General features: G+C 53.4%; 15 protein-coding genes. 8 read left to right on the forward strand and 7 right to left on the reverse strand.

Features of this window, described 5'->3' with window-relative positions:
- Positions 1-72: 72 nt before the first annotated feature.
- The 7 genes from yhdP to csrD form a co-directional block, all read right to left on the reverse strand.
- The gene (yhdP, locus tag BZK40_RS16390; RefSeq protein WP_079934962.1) at positions 73-3,873 is read right to left on the reverse strand and encodes an AsmA2 domain-containing protein YhdP; all 3,801 of its coding nucleotides are present in this window, start codon (positions 3,871-3,873) and stop codon (positions 73-75) included.
- Positions 3,874-3,984: 111 nt separating this feature from the next.
- Positions 3,985-5,454, reverse strand: a complete 1,470-nt coding sequence (rng, locus tag BZK40_RS16395) for a ribonuclease G (RefSeq protein WP_003025190.1) — start codon at positions 5,452-5,454, stop codon at positions 3,985-3,987.
- Positions 5,444-6,037, reverse strand: a complete 594-nt coding sequence (locus BZK40_RS16400; protein ID WP_008785959.1) for a Maf family protein — start codon at positions 6,035-6,037, stop codon at positions 5,444-5,446. Before BZK40_RS16400 ends, rng begins: the two co-directional genes overlap by 11 nt.
- 7 nt (positions 6,038-6,044) lie before the next feature.
- Positions 6,045-6,533 (reverse strand): rod shape-determining protein MreD, encoded by a 489-nt coding sequence (gene mreD, locus BZK40_RS16405; protein ID WP_003025196.1) that lies wholly within the window; start codon positions 6,531-6,533, stop codon positions 6,045-6,047.
- The gene (gene mreC / locus BZK40_RS16410) at positions 6,534-7,556 is read right to left on the reverse strand and encodes a rod shape-determining protein MreC (protein WP_003828827.1); all 1,023 of its coding nucleotides are present in this window, start codon (positions 7,554-7,556) and stop codon (positions 6,534-6,536) included.
- Between the two features lie 66 nt (positions 7,557-7,622).
- Positions 7,623-8,666 carry a rod shape-determining protein MreB gene (mreB, locus tag BZK40_RS16415; protein ID WP_000913396.1) on the reverse strand — a complete coding sequence of 348 codons (1,044 nt, stop codon included), beginning with the start codon at positions 8,664-8,666 and terminating at the stop codon, positions 7,623-7,625.
- A 306-nt stretch (positions 8,667-8,972) separates the two neighbouring features.
- Positions 8,973-10,913 (reverse strand): RNase E specificity factor CsrD, encoded by a 1,941-nt coding sequence (gene csrD / locus BZK40_RS16425; RefSeq protein ID WP_079934963.1) that lies wholly within the window; start codon positions 10,911-10,913, stop codon positions 8,973-8,975.
- Positions 10,914-11,138: 225 nt separating this feature from the next.
- Between csrD and acuI the strand changes: the two genes are divergently transcribed.
- From acuI to prmA, 8 genes are all read left to right on the forward strand, one after another.
- Positions 11,139-12,113, forward strand: coding sequence for an acrylyl-CoA reductase (NADPH) (acuI, locus tag BZK40_RS16430; protein ID WP_079934964.1), 975 nt, complete (start codon positions 11,139-11,141; stop codon positions 12,111-12,113).
- Positions 12,114-12,232: 119 nt separating this feature from the next.
- Positions 12,233-13,237 (forward strand): protein-methionine-sulfoxide reductase catalytic subunit MsrP, encoded by a 1,005-nt coding sequence (msrP, locus tag BZK40_RS16435; protein WP_057067970.1) that lies wholly within the window; start codon positions 12,233-12,235, stop codon positions 13,235-13,237.
- Positions 13,238-13,837: a protein-methionine-sulfoxide reductase heme-binding subunit MsrQ gene (gene msrQ, locus BZK40_RS16440; protein ID WP_048236876.1), complete on the forward strand. Its 600-nt coding sequence runs from the start codon at positions 13,238-13,240 to the stop codon at positions 13,835-13,837.
- A gap of 392 nt (positions 13,838-14,229) precedes the next feature.
- Positions 14,230-14,700 carry an acetyl-CoA carboxylase biotin carboxyl carrier protein gene (gene accB, locus BZK40_RS16450; RefSeq protein ID WP_003025210.1) on the forward strand — a complete coding sequence of 157 codons (471 nt, stop codon included), beginning with the start codon at positions 14,230-14,232 and terminating at the stop codon, positions 14,698-14,700.
- A gap of 10 nt (positions 14,701-14,710) precedes the next feature.
- Complete coding sequence (gene accC, locus BZK40_RS16455) at positions 14,711-16,060, forward strand: acetyl-CoA carboxylase biotin carboxylase subunit (RefSeq protein ID WP_003828838.1); 1,350 nt, start codon at positions 14,711-14,713, stop codon at positions 16,058-16,060.
- A 107-nt stretch (positions 16,061-16,167) separates the two neighbouring features.
- Positions 16,168-16,410: a YhdT family protein gene (locus tag BZK40_RS16460; protein WP_003828839.1), complete on the forward strand. Its 243-nt coding sequence runs from the start codon at positions 16,168-16,170 to the stop codon at positions 16,408-16,410.
- Positions 16,400-17,851: a sodium/pantothenate symporter gene (gene panF, locus BZK40_RS16465; protein ID WP_020996361.1), complete on the forward strand. Its 1,452-nt coding sequence runs from the start codon at positions 16,400-16,402 to the stop codon at positions 17,849-17,851. The genes BZK40_RS16460 and panF overlap by 11 nt, the downstream gene beginning before the upstream one ends.
- 11 nt (positions 17,852-17,862) lie before the next feature.
- Complete coding sequence (gene prmA, locus BZK40_RS16470; protein ID WP_003025221.1) at positions 17,863-18,744, forward strand: 50S ribosomal protein L11 methyltransferase; 882 nt, start codon at positions 17,863-17,865, stop codon at positions 18,742-18,744.
- The last annotated feature ends 52 nt before the right edge of the window (positions 18,745-18,796 follow it).

The raw sequence follows: 18,796 nt of genomic DNA on the forward strand, positions 1-18,796 counted from the left end.
CCTTTTCCGGCCTACGGACTGCGGTAGAAGATCACTGTACTGAGATTGGGGCAATTACTCGCCCCCGTCAAATCATTGCTGGCTTTCTTTGCGCGGCTGACGCAGAACTTCGTTAATCTGCGGTTTATCGACCGGACCGGTGATGCGATAGCGCAGAATCGAAACTTTGCTCCATAATGGCCCCAGAACCTTACTGGCAGCAAATACCGCCGCACCGACAATCGGGTTGACAGCAAACGCAGCGGCAACCCCTACGGTGGCAGAAATTTCAGGCGCGACGATGGCTTCCATATCCAGCTCCCGACGGACCAGGTTCACTGAGCCTTTCATCGCAATGTCTGCCTCCAGACCATCCACCAGCGTGTCGTCGGTATGCATCACACCATCTTTGATCCACGCCGTGCTGCGAATCGAGTCGAAATAGAAACCTTCACTGAAGGTATCGCTAAAATCAAAACGTAGTTTACGTAGCAACGCATCAAAGCTCAGCAGTCGCAACAGTTGCCCCGCATGCCCGGTACTGAGTTCGGTAAGCTCACCTTTGCCCAACCGGGTACGCAAAATCCCATTCAGCGATGCTTCGTCCGGATCCCACGGCGGGTTACGCCAGTGCAGGTCATACTCCACGTTGAACGAAGAATTACGAATCGGGGTCGATACGCCAAAGAAACTGGCCGCAGAGTCAATTTTATTACCGCTCAGTTTACCCTTCAGTGACGTTCGCTCTTTGCCCGGTGCATTCACCCACACGCCATCGGTGGTCAGTCTGGCAAAGCCCGTATCCAACAGACCGTTGCTCAACGTTAGCGTGTCGCCTTTAATTGCTACATCGGCATCAATGCGCCCATATTTCTGTCCCCACATCCAGCACTCGGCACAGCGTAACTGAAGGTCCGGCCAGCCGCGGAAGCTGAAGTTGTCCACGGCGGAAAACGGCGAGGCTGATGTGTTGCCCGGTGACGCTTTCGCCGCGCTGGGGTTGTAATAAAGATACTTAATATTGGCCAGCCATGGCGCATTATTGCGCATCGCCAGCGTGGCGTTAATTTCACGACCCTGCGCCTGTACGATGGAGCCATTGCTCGCAGGCTCAGACACAATACTCAAATTATTCCACTGCTGACCGCCCAGGGATAACGATGGCGTACGCACGGTGATGCGTTGTGGGAAGTTGGCATTAGTTCCAACGTTATCCGCTGCGCCTTTTTGGAACAACGCCAGCCATTGCGCGCCATCCATAGGGGGAAGATTAAGCTCAATGCCTTGCTGATCGGGTAACGCGGGCACAGTACGGCTTTCCGACGTCCAGATAGCGCGGTCAAGCGTCAGTTTCTGATTCAGCAACCAGCGGCTGTTAAAGTGGTTCTTACTGCCAGCATTACCGGTCAGTTCAAAGCTGCGCAGATTACCGTTGGCCTTAACATTCACCGGCAACGCTTCACCGGGCGCCTTATTCAGCGGAGCAGGTAAGTGACTACTTACATTCTTCAGGTCACCCTTTAGCTCAATGTCGTAGGTCGGCCCGGCATGATACGGAAGATCGATACCCACTTTGCCATTCCACGCCATGCTACCGCTTAACGCATCGTTGACCTGCGCCGGTAAAATCCCCATGCGGGTTGGCTGCCAGTCGCCTTGCAGGTTCACGGCTACCTGATAGGCTTTCGCCCCTTCGGTGGTGGAGAAGTCGACGTTCAGCGGCTGATTGAACCAGTTCGCCGTCATCGGCTCGCTCTTCAGATCGCCGTTGATAAAGCTGAATTTACCATTCAAATTCTTCAGCGAGCTGTCGAGTGGTTTAATAAACAGACTGTTATTACGCAGGTTGACGTCGCCTTTGGCGGTAACCAGCGAGCCGTCTAGCGGAATATCAAGATGTAAGCGAGCATTCACATCACCGTCAATTTGCAACTGTTCCAGCGTGGCGCCGAGAGAATCCTTCAACGGAGTCTCATCAAAATAAGGTCCAACCGCCTTGCCTGGCCCGTTGATATCGGCATCAATCAGCAGCTTTTCTTTTGCATAGTCGGGAATATTGGCCGTCAGGTTACTGGCCTTCACACCGCCTAGATTGACACTATCCGTCTTCATCCACAGGCCATCGTTAATGAAGTTCAGTTCGATATTGAGATCGTTCAGCGCAGGCCAGTCAGGTTGGAAAGCAAACTTCGCATTGCGTAGCGGCACCAGGACCTGAAACTGCCCTTCATTGTGCAGATACGGGAACAGATGCGGATTGCCGCCATACACCAGCGTAGCGTTATCCGCTTCGCCGCCCTGAATAGCACCGCTGAGATAGTCAACCAGCTCTTTGCCCATCAGGTTTTCCGGGAAATAACGCCAGGCCTGGGAGCCATCGTCGGTACTGATACCGGCCAGAATGCCCAACCATGGCTCATCATCAGCCGGTTGCAGATAGCGAAAACCACCGCGCGCATGTACCGCTTTCGCTTTAACATCAATGTTGCGCCCGTCTAACTGGAAGCCTTTATCATTCTTCAGCCAGCTTAGCGTCGCCACGCCGTTCTCTATTTCCAACGGCGCTCGGAAGACGGTTTCATACGGCATTTTTGCTTGTTTCATGGAGGCGGTGAGCGCCCCATTTTCAACGCTGCCCGCAAGCGTACCGGAGAAATGTTCTGCCCCCGGCAGCAGCTTCCACTGTTTCCAGGCCAAATCGGTCCACGAGGACAGGAAGCGGGTTTTTTCTGTCGCCTGTAACGGGATATCCAGCGCAAGCACATCTATTTTGCCGCTGGGTTGCGTGGCCCGCCAGATATCACCCAGCGCAGGTGATAACCTGGACGCCATCGGACGCAGCCCTTCTAACCCGGCCAGTTCCAGATTACTGGCGCGAATGCGTAGCTCATCACTGCGTTTGTTATTCTCACCACCGACTTCCTGCTCAGGGATCCAGGCCAGCGTTAATGCCCCGCTCGGCCAGGGCTTATCATCCATGGTGATACGCGTATCGGGAATAGAGAATTGCCAGCCCGGCTCTTCACGGCTGATGTACGCCGTCAGATTATCGACGGAAAGCGTATGCGTACGATTTTCACCCAGCCAACTTGCCCCGCCTTTTTTCAGCCAGACATCACCACCAGAAACGACGCCTTTGCCGATCGTCATCCATGCTTCCAGGCTAAAACGCGCGGTTTGTAGCGCGACATTATCCTGCATCCATTTGCCCAACCACGGTTTGACGTCGATGTCGTCTGCCTGCAGCCAGACTCGACCGTTATTCAACAGCCCTTCGTCATCACGCAGATCCATACGCACCTGCATAATGCCGTGCTGTCCGGTCAGGCTGGAGAGGCTGACCTGACCCTCGGCGCGATGCCGATTTTTACCGTTCAGCCAGGTAAGCTGGGGGATCGCCAGTTCAGCACGTTGACCTGAGAGGGTTATAAAGCTGATATGGCTGTCGCGTAGATCGAAATGATCAAACTGACGCAGGAAGAGATCGCTGAGATGGCCGGTTTCAATCCCATCTCCGCCTTCGCTGCGCTGGATAGGAGTATTGGTGCGCAACTGCAGTTGCCAGAAGGTGAGATCGCGAAACTGCCAGCGCATGTGCAGCAAACTTTGCCAGACATCCAGCGCCAGCGTGACGCGTTTTACCGAAAATTCTCCCCCATCTTTCAGCTGCGCATGGATATTACGCGCTTCAAGCGTAGGACCGAAATTTTGCCAGCTGGCAGAAAGCTGACTAGCGGAAACAGGTAGACCTGTGGCGGATTCAATCTTGCCAAGAATGGCCGGACGCCAGCTATCAAGATGAGGTAACGCAAGGCGCAGTCCACTGACCAGCAGCGCTGCGATGACAACGAATGCGGCTCCAGTGAGCAGTAAAATCCCCGGCAATCGCCTCACGCGCCTCTCCTTGTCTACCAAAAAATATGACTCACACCCCTTGAGTGAATATTGCCGGATAACGGCGCTTGCGCCTTATCCGGCCTACATGCGCGGGTGCCACTACACGATTTACATCATGACGACGTCGAACTGCTCCTGGTTATACAGCGGTTCGATTTGTACTTTGACCTGTTTGCCGACAAAGATCTCAACTTCCGCCAGCGCATGTGACTCTTCACCTTTCAGGGTTTCAGCCACTGCCGGAGAGGCATAAACCAGGAAACGATCGGAGTCATATGCATGGTGTACGCGCACGATTTCGCGCATGATTTCATAGCATACGGTTTCCACCGTTTTCACCGTACCACGCCCATGGCAGGTCGGACACTCGTTGCACAGTACATGTTCCACGCTTTCACGTGTGCGTTTGCGCGTCATCTCCACCAGGCCCAGCTGTGAAAAACCGTTAATGCTGGTTTTTACGCGATCCTTGCTCAGAGCCTGCTCCAGGGAGTGCAGCACCCGGCGACGGTGATCTTCATTATTCATGTCGATAAAATCGATAATGATAATACCGCCGAGGTTACGCAAACGCAGCTGACGAGCAATGGCCTGCGTTGCTTCAATATTAGTATTAAAGATAGTGTCGTCGAGATTACGATGCCCAACAAACGCGCCGGTGTTGATATCCACGGTGGTCATCGCTTCGGTTTGATCGATGATCAGATAGCCGCCGGACTTCAGCTCAACTTTGCGTTCCAGCGCGCGCTGGATTTCATTCTCAACGTCAAAGAGATCAAAAATAGGCTGGCGCCCGCTGTAATGTTCCAGCTTGCTGGTCATCTCGGGGATATATTCCGCCGTAAATTCCAGTAACGCCTCATAGGTCAGACGGGAGTCAACGCGGATGCGGTCCAGCTGCGCATCGGCAAAGTCACGCAACACGCGCTGTGCCAGGGCCAATTCACCGTACATCTGGTAGCGCGTTTGCGGGCGCTTTTTACGCTCCATGACTTTCGTCCAGACGCGCTTCAGGTAGGCAGCATCCGAGGCCAGATCCTCTTCACATACGCCTTCCGCCGCCGTGCGAATGATGAAGCCACCCTGCTCATCGCAGTAATCCGCCACCACTTTTTTCAGGCGTTCGCGTTCGGTTTCGCTTTCGATACGTTGGGATACGCCAACGTGCGAAGCCCCCGGCATAAAGACGAGATAACGGGAAGGAAGCGTGATGTCCGTCGTCAGGCGTGCGCCTTTAGTTCCCAACGGATCTTTTACCACCTGCACCATCAGATCCTGACCCTGGCGCACCAGTTCAGAGATGTCGCGTACGGTGAACTGTTTTTGTTCTTCACCCGCCACGCATTCGGTGTGCGGCATGATGTCAGAAGCGTGAAGAAATGCGGCTTTATCCAGTCCAATATCTACAAAAGCCGCCTGCATACCCGGAAGTACACGACTTACACGACCTTTGTAGATATTGCCTACGATTCCGCGTCGCGCCTCACGTTCAATATGAATTTCCTGCAGAATACCACCATCAATGTAAGCCACCCGAGTTTCCGATGGCGTTACGTTTACCAACAATTCAGCCGTCATGTTTATCCCTTTTCTCACGCAGTGCGTTAAAATTGGTCAGCAACTCATACGTTTCTACCAGCGGTAAGCCGACTACGGCGTGATAGCTGCCATTTATCTTCCTGACAAAACAGCCACCCAACCCTTGAATACCGTATGCACCTGCTTTATCCATTGGTTCACCGCTGGCAACATAGCCCGCGATGTCCTCATCGGTTAGTGCTCTGAATGTCACTTCCGTCACTACCAGGCAGTCCAGACTGTGCTGGCGATCGGCCAGTGCCACGGCCGTCATAACTTGATGCGTTTTGCCCGACAGTTTGCGCAGCATTGCTGCGGCATGGTCGGCGTCGTGAGGTTTTTCCAGCACTTCGCCATTAAGGATAACGATGGTATCCGCACCCAATACCGGCAAATCGCGCTGGGCCAGCGCTACGCCAGCCTGCGCTTTTTCGCGCGCCAGACGGGAAACGTACTGCTGCGCGCTTTCCTGCGGGTGCCGCTGTTCTTCAATCCCTGGGACCAGTCGTTCAAATGTAACACCAAGCTGAGCGAGCAACTCCTGACGACGTGGAGAACCTGAAGCAAGATACAGAGTATTCATATCAACCTTATTGCACCGCAAACTGCTGACGGACTTTACGCATCAGTAAGAATAGCCATGGCCAAAGCACACCATTCACTACACTACTCCAGAACACTTCAGGTCTGAAAGAGACGTTGATCACTAAAAACTCGGCCCAGAAAACAATAATATCCACGACCAGTGATAACAACATGACCACCAGCGCCTGTTGCCAGAGCGCGAGGTTTCGGAATAGCTGGAATTTCAACGCGACCAGATAAGCAATGATACTCATCGACAATGCGCGCACGCCAAGCGTGGAGCCGCTGATGAGATCCAGTATGGCACCCACCACAAATCCCGTGCCCACATTTACGCGATGCGGCAGCGCCAGGATCCAATACAACAAGATGAGCAGCACCCAGTTTGGCCGGAAAACCAGAATGTCATCCGGCCAGGGCATGACTTGCAGCAACAGTGCAATAAGGAACGAGAGCCAAATCACCCAACGTCCCTGGCTACGATAGCTTGCCACTTACTGTCCTCCCGGCTTACGCGGAGCAGGTTGTGGCGGCGTGGTATCTGCGGGCGCTGGAGCCACGCCTGTTGCAGGTGCTGGCATTGGCGCAGGCGGTCCCATGGTATCTGGTGCAGGCAGAACTTGCGGCATCATTTGCATCAGACGTTCATTCGCAACGCGGTGTACTTCTTCCGGCGTCATCGGGTTTGCGCCATTACGATCGGCACCCCACAACAGCAGCAGATAGCGCAGACGCTGCAGACCCGCGGTCGGGCGAGCCTGAATCACGGTATAAGCGCGCTGAGTGTCCAACTTAACGGAAGAAACAACAGCAACCGGATAACCTTCAGGGAAACGTCCACCCAGACCCGAGGTGACCAGCACATCGCCAACGCGAATGTCGGTGTTAGCCGGCAGGTGTTCGAGCTGAAGATCGTCGGTGCAACCGTTACCCGCAGCGATCACGCGGATATCATTACGCAGTACCTGAATGGGCAGCGCATGCGTCGCATCGCAAATCAGCAGCACGCGGCTGGTCAATTTAGCCACCGCCACGACCTGACCTACTACGCCTTTGTCGCTAATAACCGGCTGGCCTTCGTAGACGCCGTTAACGCTCCCTTTGTCGATCACGACCTGATCGCTGTAAGGGTCATTAACCGTTGAGATGACCTGCGTCACCATCTTTTGTTCGTCCTGACGCAATGGCGATCCCAGCAGCTCACGCAAACGCGCGTTCTCCTGTTTGTATTGCCCCAGCATCAGCAGTTCGCTGTTTTTCAGCAGCAGTTCCTGACGCAACGCCCGGTTTTCAAGTTCGAGTTGGTCACGCGAAGCCAGCGTTTGCGACACGCCGTCGAGTAATTCACGAGGACCATTTGAGATAAAGTAGAAAGGACTGACGGCGGTATCCATGTACGTTCGGATTTGACTAAACGTACCCAGGCGGCTGTCGGCAATAATAACGCCGAGCGCCACCAGCACCGCCAGAATAAGGCGAATCTGTAGCGACGGGCCACGGCTAAAAATTGGCTTCATAGTCTATGCGTATTCTCGTATCAGAGCGGAAGGGCAACCCGCGGGGGCTACCCAACCTGCATCCGATTACTCTTCGCTGAACAGGTCGCCGCCGTGCATGTCGATCATTTCCAGCGCCTTGCCGCCGCCGCGCGCCACGCAGGTCAGCGGATCTTCAGCAACAACAACTGGAATACCGGTTTCTTCCATTAACAGACGGTCAAGGTTACGCAGCAGCGCACCGCCACCGGTCAGCACCATACCGCGTTCGGAGATGTCAGATGCCAGTTCCGGCGGGCACTGTTCCAGTGCAACCATTACTGCGCTCACGATACCGGTCAGTGGTTCCTGCAGGGCTTCCAGAATCTCGTTAGAGTTCAGGGTAAAGCCGCGCGGAACGCCTTCAGCCAGGTTACGACCGCGAACTTCGATTTCGCGCACTTCGTCGCCCGGATAAGCGGAACCGATCTCGTGTTTAATACGTTCTGCGGTCGCTTCACCGATCAGAGAACCGTAGTTACGACGAACATAATTAATGATGGCTTCATCGAAGCGGTCGCCGCCAATACGGACAGAAGAGGAGTAAACCACGCCGTTCAGGGAGATAACGGCAACTTCAGTGGTACCACCACCGATATCCACAACCATTGAACCGGTTGCTTCAGAAACTGGCAGACCCGCACCGATCGCGGCCGCCATCGGCTCTTCGATCAGGAAGACTTCACGAGCACCTGCGCCCTGAGCGGATTCACGGATCGCACGGCGTTCAACCTGAGTTGCTCCAACCGGTACACACACCAGTACGCGCGGGCTTGGGCGCATGAAGCTATTGCTGTGCACTTGCTTAATAAAGTGCTGGAGCATTTTTTCAGTCACGAAGAAGTCAGCAATAACGCCGTCTTTCATTGGGCGAATTGCAGCGATATTGCCCGGCGTACGACCCAGCATCTGCTTCGCATCATGACCTACTGCAGCCACGCTTTTCGGCGAACCGGCACGATCCTGACGAATGGCCACAACAGAAGGCTCATTCAATACGATGCCTTGTCCTTTTACATAAATAAGGGTATTCGCGGTACCCAGGTCAATGGACAGGTCATTGGAAAACATGCCACGAAATTTTTTCAACATACTAAGGGATAATCCTGAAAGCTGGGGCGGAAAACAAAATCCGCTTACTTTACCAACCACACGCAGCAGCGACAAGGCGCAAAAATCATCTGCTACGGTGAAAATTAGTGCAGTTCGTTTCCTTTGTTACAAAACCGGCCTGAGTCCATCAGGGCTGAATAAATCAGCAGCACTCCTCGCTTTTGTTTGCAACCTGTCAAAGGTCATTCACCTGCATGTTTGCTGTTACAACCTGGCGAGCAGGCAAGCACACCCCCAGAAGGCACAGCGCGCGTTATTCTACGTGAAAACAAATTAAACGGCAGGTTAAACCGAGTATCTTTGCGAATATTTTTTCACGTTAGTGTCAAGTGGTTGTGATGCGGCAAAAAAATCTCCTTGCCCACCCGCAACTCCGCGTTCTGTCAGCGTATGCCACTCACTACGCGAACGTACGCCCGTGGCGTAAACCTGCGTGGGTGTTCCCGAACAGGCCTCCACCATGCTTTGAACCAGAAGCTGATTTTCCGTTCGCTTATCAATGTTCCTCACCAGACTTGGATGAAGCTTCAATAACTCAACGTTAAGCTCTTTGATCCAACTGGTGCTCACCAGCGTTAACCCCGCCTGCGTAACGGCAATACGCACGCCCAGCGCATTCATCAATCTGATGACGGGCTGTAACCGGCTGATATGTTGACAGACATCTGCCTCAGCAAGTTCAATAATTATGCGTTTGCGTAATGATTTTTCGCACTGCATCAGCGTATCACGCAGCCAGCGCTGAAAACGTGGACGAATAAGCGATTCTACCGTTGTCTGCATCGCCAGATTTTCCTGCGGCCAGTAGCCCAAAAGCAGGATCAGACGGCTTATCTGCAAACGGTCATATTCTTCTGCCAGACCAAATTGCAGGACCATCGGCATATATTCCGCCGAAATGACCTCTTCGTTGCCATCAAAAATACGGCACATCAACTCCCGATGGTGCACCCGACCTTCGCGCGTTACCGCAGGCTTTTGATAAATTCTTGGCCCGCCCCGGCTGAGCATCTGTTCGATCAGCGTTCGCCAGCGTACGTTGCCCCGACCTTTTTCCGGCAGCGAGTCATCATAGACCGACCAGCTATTTCCGCCCTGCAATACCGAATTCCGGGTGGCGGCTTCAGCATGATCCATCACTTGCTCCGGCGACTGACCGCTGCGGCAAACGCAAATGCCAATATGAACCATATCGGCACGATCGATCATTTTATTAGCCGGAAGTGCATCTACCGCTTTTAATAATTGCCCGGCGATACTTTCCGCCTCTTTCAGCGTACGGTGCGGCAGCAGAATAGCAAAATCGCTACGGTGGTAGCGCGCCAGCAACGCGCCCGGATAGCGCGTCATAAAAGTCGACAACAAATTGATCAGCGTCGAGATTTGTTCTTCCGCGAGGGTGATTCCCCAGCTATCGCGCAGCAGCGTAAAGTCCGGCAGGCGCACCATCATCACGACGCCATGCGAGCCTACTTTTTCCTGATCTTCCAGCAGCGTGGCCAGTTGGTTATCAAAGAACAAGCGGTTGCTTAGCCCGGTTTTTGTATCCTGCGCGACATAGGAACGAATCAGCGTATCCAGGCGGCTGCGTTGCTCGCGGGCATTTTGAATTTCAGTCAGCAGCATATCGAGCGCACTGCTGGTACGCGCAGGCCATTCATAGACCGTTCCCCGCACGTTCGGTCCACGTTCGCCGTTCAGAATACGCGTAGAACGGATCTCCAGCAGCTCCTGACCCGAAAGCTGACGCTGAAGCCAGCGCACAGACAAAAAGAGCATCAGAATAATGAAAGCAATGGCTATCGTGAGCGGCGCGGTGGTCAGTAGCGAATGGAAATAGTTACCCATCGGATCCTGATAAACCAGACGCAATGACATACCCGGATGCTTGACCAACGGTACGGTAATCTCGCGGTAGAGATTGTTTGTCCCTGCCGGTCGGTAGCTGCTGGTCCGGGAGTGGTCATACACCACGTTTTCGCCCTGCAACAGTTCGATGCGCACGATATCAACAGAAACCATCAGTTCATCGATTTGCGGGGTTAACGCAACGACATCTCTGGAGACCAGATGCGTATCAATCGCCGTCGCGACCGCATGAACGCGCGTGGTGAACTTATATTGAATAGCGTTGTAGAAACTCAGCGAACAGCCGATCAGAGTCACGAAGATCGTTAACCCAGTAAGCAGCGTGACAAAAGCTGAAAATTTCGTCGTTAATCGCATCCTTGTGTTAACTCCGACAGTTATGAAACAGGCCTGAAAGTGATAAATCGACTCTAAAATGCAAAACTGACCGCAAAATCCGCCAATTTATACAAACTGTGAGGGCATACTACCAAATCAGGTATATCTGGCAATTTATTGCGCAGAATCGGCATCATGTTTTGATTAGCGAGTATAGTCTTCATTATTAATTTTCCAATCCACTATACGAATTGAGGACAGGTTATGCAGGCTTTGATCTTAGAACAGCAGGACGGAAAAACCCTCGCATCCGTTCAACCCCTCGACGAAAATCAGCTACCGGAAGGCGATGTAACGGTGGATGTCCACTGGTCAAGCCTGAACTATAAAGACGCCCTGGCTATCACCGGCAAGGGAAAAATCATTCGTAATTTTCCGATGATTCCTGGTATCGATTTCGCTGGTACCGTGCGTGCAAGCGAAGATCCCCGTTTTCATGCGGGTCAGGAGGTTTTACTGACCGGTTGGGGCGTAGGTGAAAATCATTGGGGTGGACTGGCAGAACGCGCACGCGTGAAAGGCGACTGGCTGGTTGCGCTGCCAGAAGGGCTGGATGGACGTAAAGCCATGGTCATCGGTACCGCTGGCTTTACCGCCATGCTTTGCGTCATGGCGCTTGAAGATGCAGGAATTCGTCCGCAAGACGGTGAGATCGTCGTCACTGGTGCCAGCGGAGGCGTGGGCAGCACGGCCGTTGCATTACTGCATAAGCTGGGTTATCAGGTTGCGGCGGTTTCGGGTCGTGAAAGCACCCACGACTACCTGATAAGCCTGGGCGCTAACCGCATTCTTGGCCGCGATGAATTTGCTGAATCTCGCCCGCTGGAAAAACAGCTGTGGGCTGGCGCGGTGGATACCGTTGGCGACAAAGTTCTGGCGAAAGTCCTCGCGCAGATGAACTACGGCGGCTGTGTTGCCGCCTGTGGCCTGGCGGGCGGTTTCGCTCTGCCAACCACGGTGATGCCATTCATTCTGCGTAACGTTCGTTTGCAAGGAGTGGACTCGGTGATGACCCCGCCGGCACGCCGTGCAGAAGCCTGGGCGCGTCTGGTTAAGGATCTGCCGGAATCTTTCTATGCTCAGGCGGCAACGGAAATTACGCTGGCGGATGCGCCGAAGTTCGCCGATGCCATCATCAATAACCAGGTGCAAGGCCGTACGCTGGTGAAGGTGAAGTAACAGACCCTGGCGCAGAAATTTACACTTAATTAACGAAATTTCGCGGCACATCTACAGACTCCCTGCCATATTAACTACGCGTCCCCTGTCAGTTATGACGCGTAAGCCGGGAGTCTGTTATGAAGAAATTACGTCCATTTACAGAAGCCGACGTCACTGACGAGTCGGCTTTTTTTATGCAGCGTCGCCATGTGCTGAAAGCATTAGGGATCAGCGCAGCCGCGTTGTCTTTACCCCACTCTGCGCAGGCTGACCTTCTGAGTTGGTTTAAGGGTAATGACCGCCCGCCCGCGCCCGCGGGAAAGCCGCTTGATTTCAGCAAGCCCGCCGCCTGGCAAAATTCGCTTCCTTTAACCCCAGCGGATAAAGTTTCTGGCTACAACAACTTCTATGAATTCGGTCTCGACAAAGCGGATCCGGCAGCCAACGCAGGTAGCCTGAAAACCGATCCGTGGACATTAAAAATCAGTGGTGAGGTCGCCAAACCACTCACTCTCGATCACGATACCTTGACCACCCGTTTCCCGCTGGAGCAACGGATTTACCGCATGCGCTGCGTGGAAGCCTGGTCAATGGTCGTGCCGTGGATTGGCTTTCCGTTACATAAACTGTTGGCGCAGGTGGAACCCACCAGCAATGCGAAGTATGTCGCGTTCGAAACGCTGTACGCTCCGGAGGAAATGCCAGGACAAAAAGATCGCTTTATTGGCGGCGGGCTGAAGTATCCCTATGTTGAAGGGTTGCGCCTGGATGAAGCGATGCACCCACTCACACTGCTTACCGTGGGGGTTTATGGTAAGGCCCTTCCGCCACAAAATGGCGCGCCCATTCGCTTAATTGTGCCGTGGAAATATGGATTTAAAGGCATTAAGTCGATCGTGAGTATCAAACTCACGCGCGAACGCCCTCCGACAACCTGGAATCTGGCCGCGCCCAATGAATACGGGTTTTATGCCAACGTGAATCCGCATGTCGATCATCCCCGCTGGTCCCAGGCCACTGAGCGTTTTATTGGCGCTGGCGGTATTCTGGACGTACAGCGTCAGCCTACGCTGATGTTTAACGGCTATGCCGAAGAGGTTGCGTCACTGTATCGCGGACTCAATTTGCAGGAGAATTTTTAAGTGCGACTGACCGCAAAGTATATTACCGGGCTGAAAGTTTGCCTGCATCTTGCCGGTTTTTTGCCGTTTATCTGGCTATTTTGGGCGATAAATCACGGCGGCCTGAGCGCCGATCCGGTCAAAGATATCCAGCACTTTACCGGTAGGACAGCTCTGAAATTCTTGCTGGCGACCTTGCTGGTCTCTCCACTCGCGCGCTACGCTAAACAGCCATTATTGATACGCACACGTCGCCTGTTAGGGCTATGGTGTTTCGCCTGGGCAACACTGCATTTAACCAGCTACGCGTTACTGGAACTGGGCATTAATAATCTGGCGTTGTTAGGGCGGGAATTAATTACGCGACCTTATTTAACCTTGGGCATTGTCAGTTGGGTCATATTATTCGCCCTCACCTTAACGTCCACGCAGGCTGCACAGCGAAAGCTGGGTAAAAATTGGCAGTATTTGCACAACTTCGTCTATCTTGTGGCGATCCTGGCACCCATACATTATCTGTGGTCGGTAAAAATTATCTCCCCTCAACCGATTATTTATGCAGCGCTCGCTGCGGTGCTGTTAGCGTGCCGTTACAAGAAGTTTCGCCAGTGGTGGCGGTAGTTTCACGATATGTGCAGTGCGTTGCAAAACACGGACGATCCGATTTTCTTTACATGTTAACGGTTGATTATCTTCCCTGATAAGACCAGTATTTAGCTGCCAATTGCTACGAAATAGTTATAATGTGCGACTTTGCTATCCCCGGTAGCGTTTTTAAGGCGCTGAAAGGGTGACAATCGCATATTGAAGGTATATTTTGTCTTTTACCCGAAAATGGCAGAAGATAGCCGCACAATGACTAACAAGTCTGGCAATCTCACTTAATGGCAGCAGCACCCAGTGCAGCGCCTGAGATGCGTGGCATCTTGTCACTCACTGTTATAAAAATGCTATACAGACGGCGGTAAAACGCCTGTCACAATCTCACTAAACAAAGAGTACGGAACCCACTCATGGATATTCGTAAGATTAAAAAACTGATCGAGCTGGTTGAAGAATCAGGCATCTCCGAACTGGAAATTTCTGAAGGCGAAGAATCTGTACGCATCAGCCGTGCAGCGCCAGCTGCAAGTTTTCCGATGATGCAACAGGCTTATGCTGCACCAGTGATGCAGCAACCAGCTCTGTCTAACGCTGTCGCACAAACTGCCTCTCCAAGTATGGAAGCTCCGGCAGCAGCGGAAATCAGTGGTCACATCGTACGCTCCCCAATGGTTGGTACGTTCTACCGCACCCCGAGCCCGGATGCTAAAGCGTTCATCGAAATCGGACAGAAAGTGAATGCGGGCGATACCCTGTGCATCGTTGAAGCCATGAAAATGATGAACCAGATCGAAGCCGACAAATCCGGCGTAGTTAAAGCGATCCTGGTAGAAAGTGGTCAACCGGTAGAATTTGACGAGCCGCTGGTCGTCATCGAATAACGAGGCGAACATGTTGGATAAAATTGTTATCGCCAACCGCGGCGAGATTGCCCTGCGTATTCTTCGTGCCTGTAAAGAACTGGGCATCAAGACTGTCGCTGTGCATTCAAGTGCGGATCGCGATTTAAAACACGTATTGCTGGCGGATGAGACGGTCTGTATCGGCCCGGCTCCGTCCGTAAAAAGCTATCTGAACATCCCGGCTATCATCAGCGCCGCTGAAATCACCGGCGCGGTGGCAATTCACCCGGGCTATGGCTTCCTCTCTGAGAACGCCAATTTTGCTGAGCAGGTAGAGCGTTCTGGCTTTATCTTCATCGGCCCGAAAGCTGACACCATCCGCCTGATGGGCGACAAAGTGTCTGCAATCACCGCGATGAAGAAAGCGGGCGTACCGACAGTCCCAGGCTCTGACGGCCCGCTGGGCGATGACATGGACGCTAACCGCGCTCATGCTAAACGCATCGGCTACCCGGTTATCATCAAAGCCTCCGGCGGCGGCGGCGGTCGCGGTATGCGCGTCGTGCGCAGCGATGCCGAACTGGCACAATCCATCTCCATGACCAAAGCGGAAGCAAAAGCCGCTTTCAATAACGACATGGTCTACATGGAGAAATACCTGGAAAACCCACGCCACATTGAAATTCAGGTGCTGGCTGACGGTCAGGGTAACGCGATTTATCTGGCAGAACGTGACTGCTCCATGCAGCGTCGTCACCAGAAAGTTGTCGAAGAAGCACCAGCGCCGGGCATTACCCCGGAACTGCGTCGCTACATCGGCGAGCGTTGCGCCAAAGCGTGTGTTGATATCGGCTATCGCGGGGCGGGTACTTTCGAGTTCCTGTTCGAAAACGGCGAGTTCTACTTCATTGAGATGAACACCCGTATTCAGGTTGAACACCCGGTAACCGAAATGATCACCGGCGTTGATCTGATCAAAGAGCAGCTGCGCATCGCAGCGGGTCAACCGCTGTCCATCAAGCAGGACGAAGTTGTGGTTAAAGGCCATGCGGTAGAATGCCGTATCAACGCCGAAGACCCGAACACCTTCCTGCCAAGCCCGGGTAAAATCACGCGTTTCCACGCGCCGGGTGGCTTTGGTGTGCGTTGGGAGTCTCATATTTACGCAGGCTACACCGTACCTCCGTACTATGACTCAATGATCGGTAAGCTGATCTGCTATGGCGAAAACCGCGACGTCGCTATCGCCCGTATGAAAAACGCATTGCAGGAACTGATCATCGACGGTATCAAAACCAACGTTGACCTGCAGATCCGTATCATGAATGACGAGCACTTCCAGCACGGTGGAACCAATATCCACTACCTGGAGAAAAAACTCGGACTTCAGGAAAAGTAAGCGTGCGTTAACCGAAAAGGCCGGAAATTCCGGCCTTTTGTTTTTCTCCCCTCCCGCACGTGCCATAAGGTACAATCCCCGCTTTCTTTATCCACAAGGGACAAAAAATGGACGCTCGTTTTGTTCAGGCCCATAAAGAGGCGCGCTGGGCGCTGTGGCTAACCCTTTTATATCTGGTCACATGGTTAGTGGCCGCTTACTTACCAGATTCAACGCTGGGTTTTACCGGCTTACCGCACTGGTTCGAAATGGCCTGCCTGCTAACGCCGCTGGTTTTTATCGTGCTGTGCTGGGCGATGGTGAAGTTTATCTATCGCGACATTCCGTTGGAGGATGACGATGCAGCTTGAAGTTATTTTTCCGCTGGTCGCCTATCTTCTGGTGGTCTTCGGTCTCTCAGTTTATGCCATGCGCAAGAGATCGACCGGTACCTTCCTGAATGAATATTTCCTCGGCAGCCGCTCCATGGGCGGCGTCGTGTTAGCGATGACGCTAACGGCAACCTACATTAGCGCCAGCTCGTTTATTGGCGGTCCTGGTGCCGCTTACAAATACGGACTGGGATGGGTGCTGCTAGCGATGATCCAGTTGCCCGCCGTATGGCTCTCATTGGGGATTCTTGGTAAGAAATTCGCCATTCTGGCACGCCGTTATAATGCGGTTACCCTCAACGATATGCTATTTGCACGCTACCAGAGCCGCCTGCTGGTATGGCTGGCAAGCCTCAGCCTGTTGGTCGCGTTTGTCGGGGCAATGACCGTACAGTTTATTGGCGGCGCACGTTTGCTGGAAACCGCAGCGGGTATCCCCTACGAAACCGGTCTGCTGATTTTTGGCGTCAGCATCGCGTTATACACGGCGTTCGGCGGCTTTCGCGCCAGCGTGTTGAACGACACCATGCAGGGCATGGTGATGCTGATTGGTACTATCGTTTTGCTGGTCGGCGTTGTTCATGCTGCCGGTGGCCTCAGCAATGCGGTGGTAACCCTGCAGACTATCGATCCTAAACTGGTTTCGCCGCAGGGCGCTGATGACATTTTGTCACCCACGTTTATGACCTCATTCTGGGTGCTGGTATGCTTTGGCGTGATTGGCCTGCCGCATACGGCGGTACGCTGTATCTCTTATAAAGACAGTAAAGCGGTACACCGCGGCATTATCATCGGCACCATCGTGGTGGCGATTCTGATGTTTGGTATGCATCTGGCGGGCGCTCTGGGACGGGCGGTAATCCCTGACCTGACGGTACCGGATCTGGTAATCCCTACGCTGATGGTCAAAGTCCTGCCGCCGGTCGCTGCCGGGATTTTCCTCGCCGCGCCCATGGCCGCGATCATGTCGACGATCAATGCCCAATTGCTGCAAAGTTCCGCTACGATCATTAAGGATCTGTACCTGAACCTTCGCCCGGAACAGCTGGAAAACGAAACCCGACTGAAACGCATGTCGGCAGTGATTACCCTGCTGCTGGGCGCGTTACTGTTGCTGGCCGCCTGGAAACCGCCAGAGATGATTATCTGGCTTAATCTGCTGGCGTTTGGCGGGCTGGAAGCCGTCTTCCTGTGGCCGCTGGTGCTGGGCCTCTATTGGGAGCGGGCAAACGCGTCAGGCGCATTGAGCGCGATGATTGTCGGCGGCGTGCTTTATGCTCTACTCGCCACCTTTAACGTTCAGTTCCTGGGCTTCCACCCAATCGTGCCCTCGTTACTGATAAGCTTGCTGGCTTTCCTGATAGGCAACCGTTTCGGTTCCGCCGTCCCGCAAGCCGCCATATTGACTACTGATAAATAAAGAGTTTTGCCATGCCATGGATCCAACTGAAACTGAACACGACCGGTGCCAACGCTGAAGAGTTGAGCGATGCGCTGATGGAAGCGGGCTCCGTTTCCATTACTTTCCAGGATACGCATGATACGCCGGTATTTGAACCTCTGCCGGGCGAGACTCGCCTGTGGGGTGATACCGACGTTATCGGCTTGTTCGATGCAGAAACCGACATGAAAGAAGTAGTTGCTATCCTGGAACAGCATCCGCTGCTGGGTGAAGGCTTCGCGCATAAAATCGAACAGCTCGAAGACAAAGACTGGGAACGCGAATGGATGGATAACTTCCACCCGATGCGCTTTGGTGAACGTCTGTGGATTTGCCCAAGCTGGCGCGATGTCCCGGATGAGAATGCTGTCAACGTGATGCTGGACCCGGGTCTGGCGTTTGGTACAGGCACGCACCCCACTACCTCTCTGTGCCTGCAATGGCTGGACGGTCTTGATCTTAACGGTAAAACGGTTATCGACTTTGGCTGCGGCTCCGGCATTCTTGCCATTGCGGCACTGAAGCTGGGTGCGGCGAAAGCCATTGGCGTGGATATCGACCCGCAAGCGATTCAGGCCAGCCGTGATAACGCCCAGCGTAATGGTGTTTCTGAGCGTCTGGAGCTTTATCTGCCGAAAGACCAGCCAGAGGCGATGAAAGCCGACGTGGTGGTCGCCAACATCCTTGCTGGCCCATTACGTGAACTGGCTCCGTTAATCAGCGTACTGCCCGTTGAGGGCGGTTTGCTGGGGCTTTCTGGTATTCTTGCCAGTCAGGCGGAAAGCGTCTGTGAAGCCTATGCCGATCTCTTTACGCTCGATCCGGTTATCGAGAAAGAAGAGTGGTGTCGCATTACCGGCCAGAAAAAATAATCCCTTCCGGCGTGGTTATCTGACCACGCCATTTTCAGACAATTGACCAGCA

This window comes from Citrobacter portucalensis (assembly GCF_002042885.1).
Taxonomy (GTDB): Bacteria; Pseudomonadota; Gammaproteobacteria; order Enterobacterales; family Enterobacteriaceae; genus Citrobacter; species Citrobacter portucalensis.

Bases quoted from the DNA above. Each gene is read 5' to 3' on its own strand.
- panF (WP_020996361.1), top strand. From the start codon at position 16,400: ATGCAGCTTGAAGTTATTTTTCCGCTGGTCGCCTATCTTCTGGTGGTC.
- BZK40_RS16400 (WP_008785959.1), bottom strand. From the start codon at position 6,037: ATGAATACTCTGTATCTTGCTTCAGGTTCTCCACGTCGTCAGGAGTTG.
- accC (WP_003828838.1), top strand. From the start codon at position 14,711: ATGTTGGATAAAATTGTTATCGCCAACCGCGGCGAGATTGCCCTGCGT.
- prmA (WP_003025221.1), top strand. From the start codon at position 17,863: ATGCCATGGATCCAACTGAAACTGAACACGACCGGTGCCAACGCTGAA.
- BZK40_RS16460 (WP_003828839.1), top strand. From the start codon at position 16,168: ATGGACGCTCGTTTTGTTCAGGCCCATAAAGAGGCGCGCTGGGCGCTG.
- mreC (WP_003828827.1), bottom strand. From the start codon at position 7,556: ATGAAGCCAATTTTTAGCCGTGGCCCGTCGCTACAGATTCGCCTTATT.
- msrP (WP_057067970.1), top strand. From the start codon at position 12,233: ATGAAGAAATTACGTCCATTTACAGAAGCCGACGTCACTGACGAGTCG.
- mreB (WP_000913396.1), bottom strand. From the start codon at position 8,666: ATGTTGAAAAAATTTCGTGGCATGTTTTCCAATGACCTGTCCATTGAC.
- rng (WP_003025190.1), bottom strand. From the start codon at position 5,454: ATGACGGCTGAATTGTTGGTAAACGTAACGCCATCGGAAACTCGGGTG.
- csrD (WP_079934963.1), bottom strand. From the start codon at position 10,913: ATGCGATTAACGACGAAATTTTCAGCTTTTGTCACGCTGCTTACTGGG.
- acuI (WP_079934964.1), top strand. From the start codon at position 11,139: ATGCAGGCTTTGATCTTAGAACAGCAGGACGGAAAAACCCTCGCATCC.
- accB (WP_003025210.1), top strand. From the start codon at position 14,230: ATGGATATTCGTAAGATTAAAAAACTGATCGAGCTGGTTGAAGAATCA.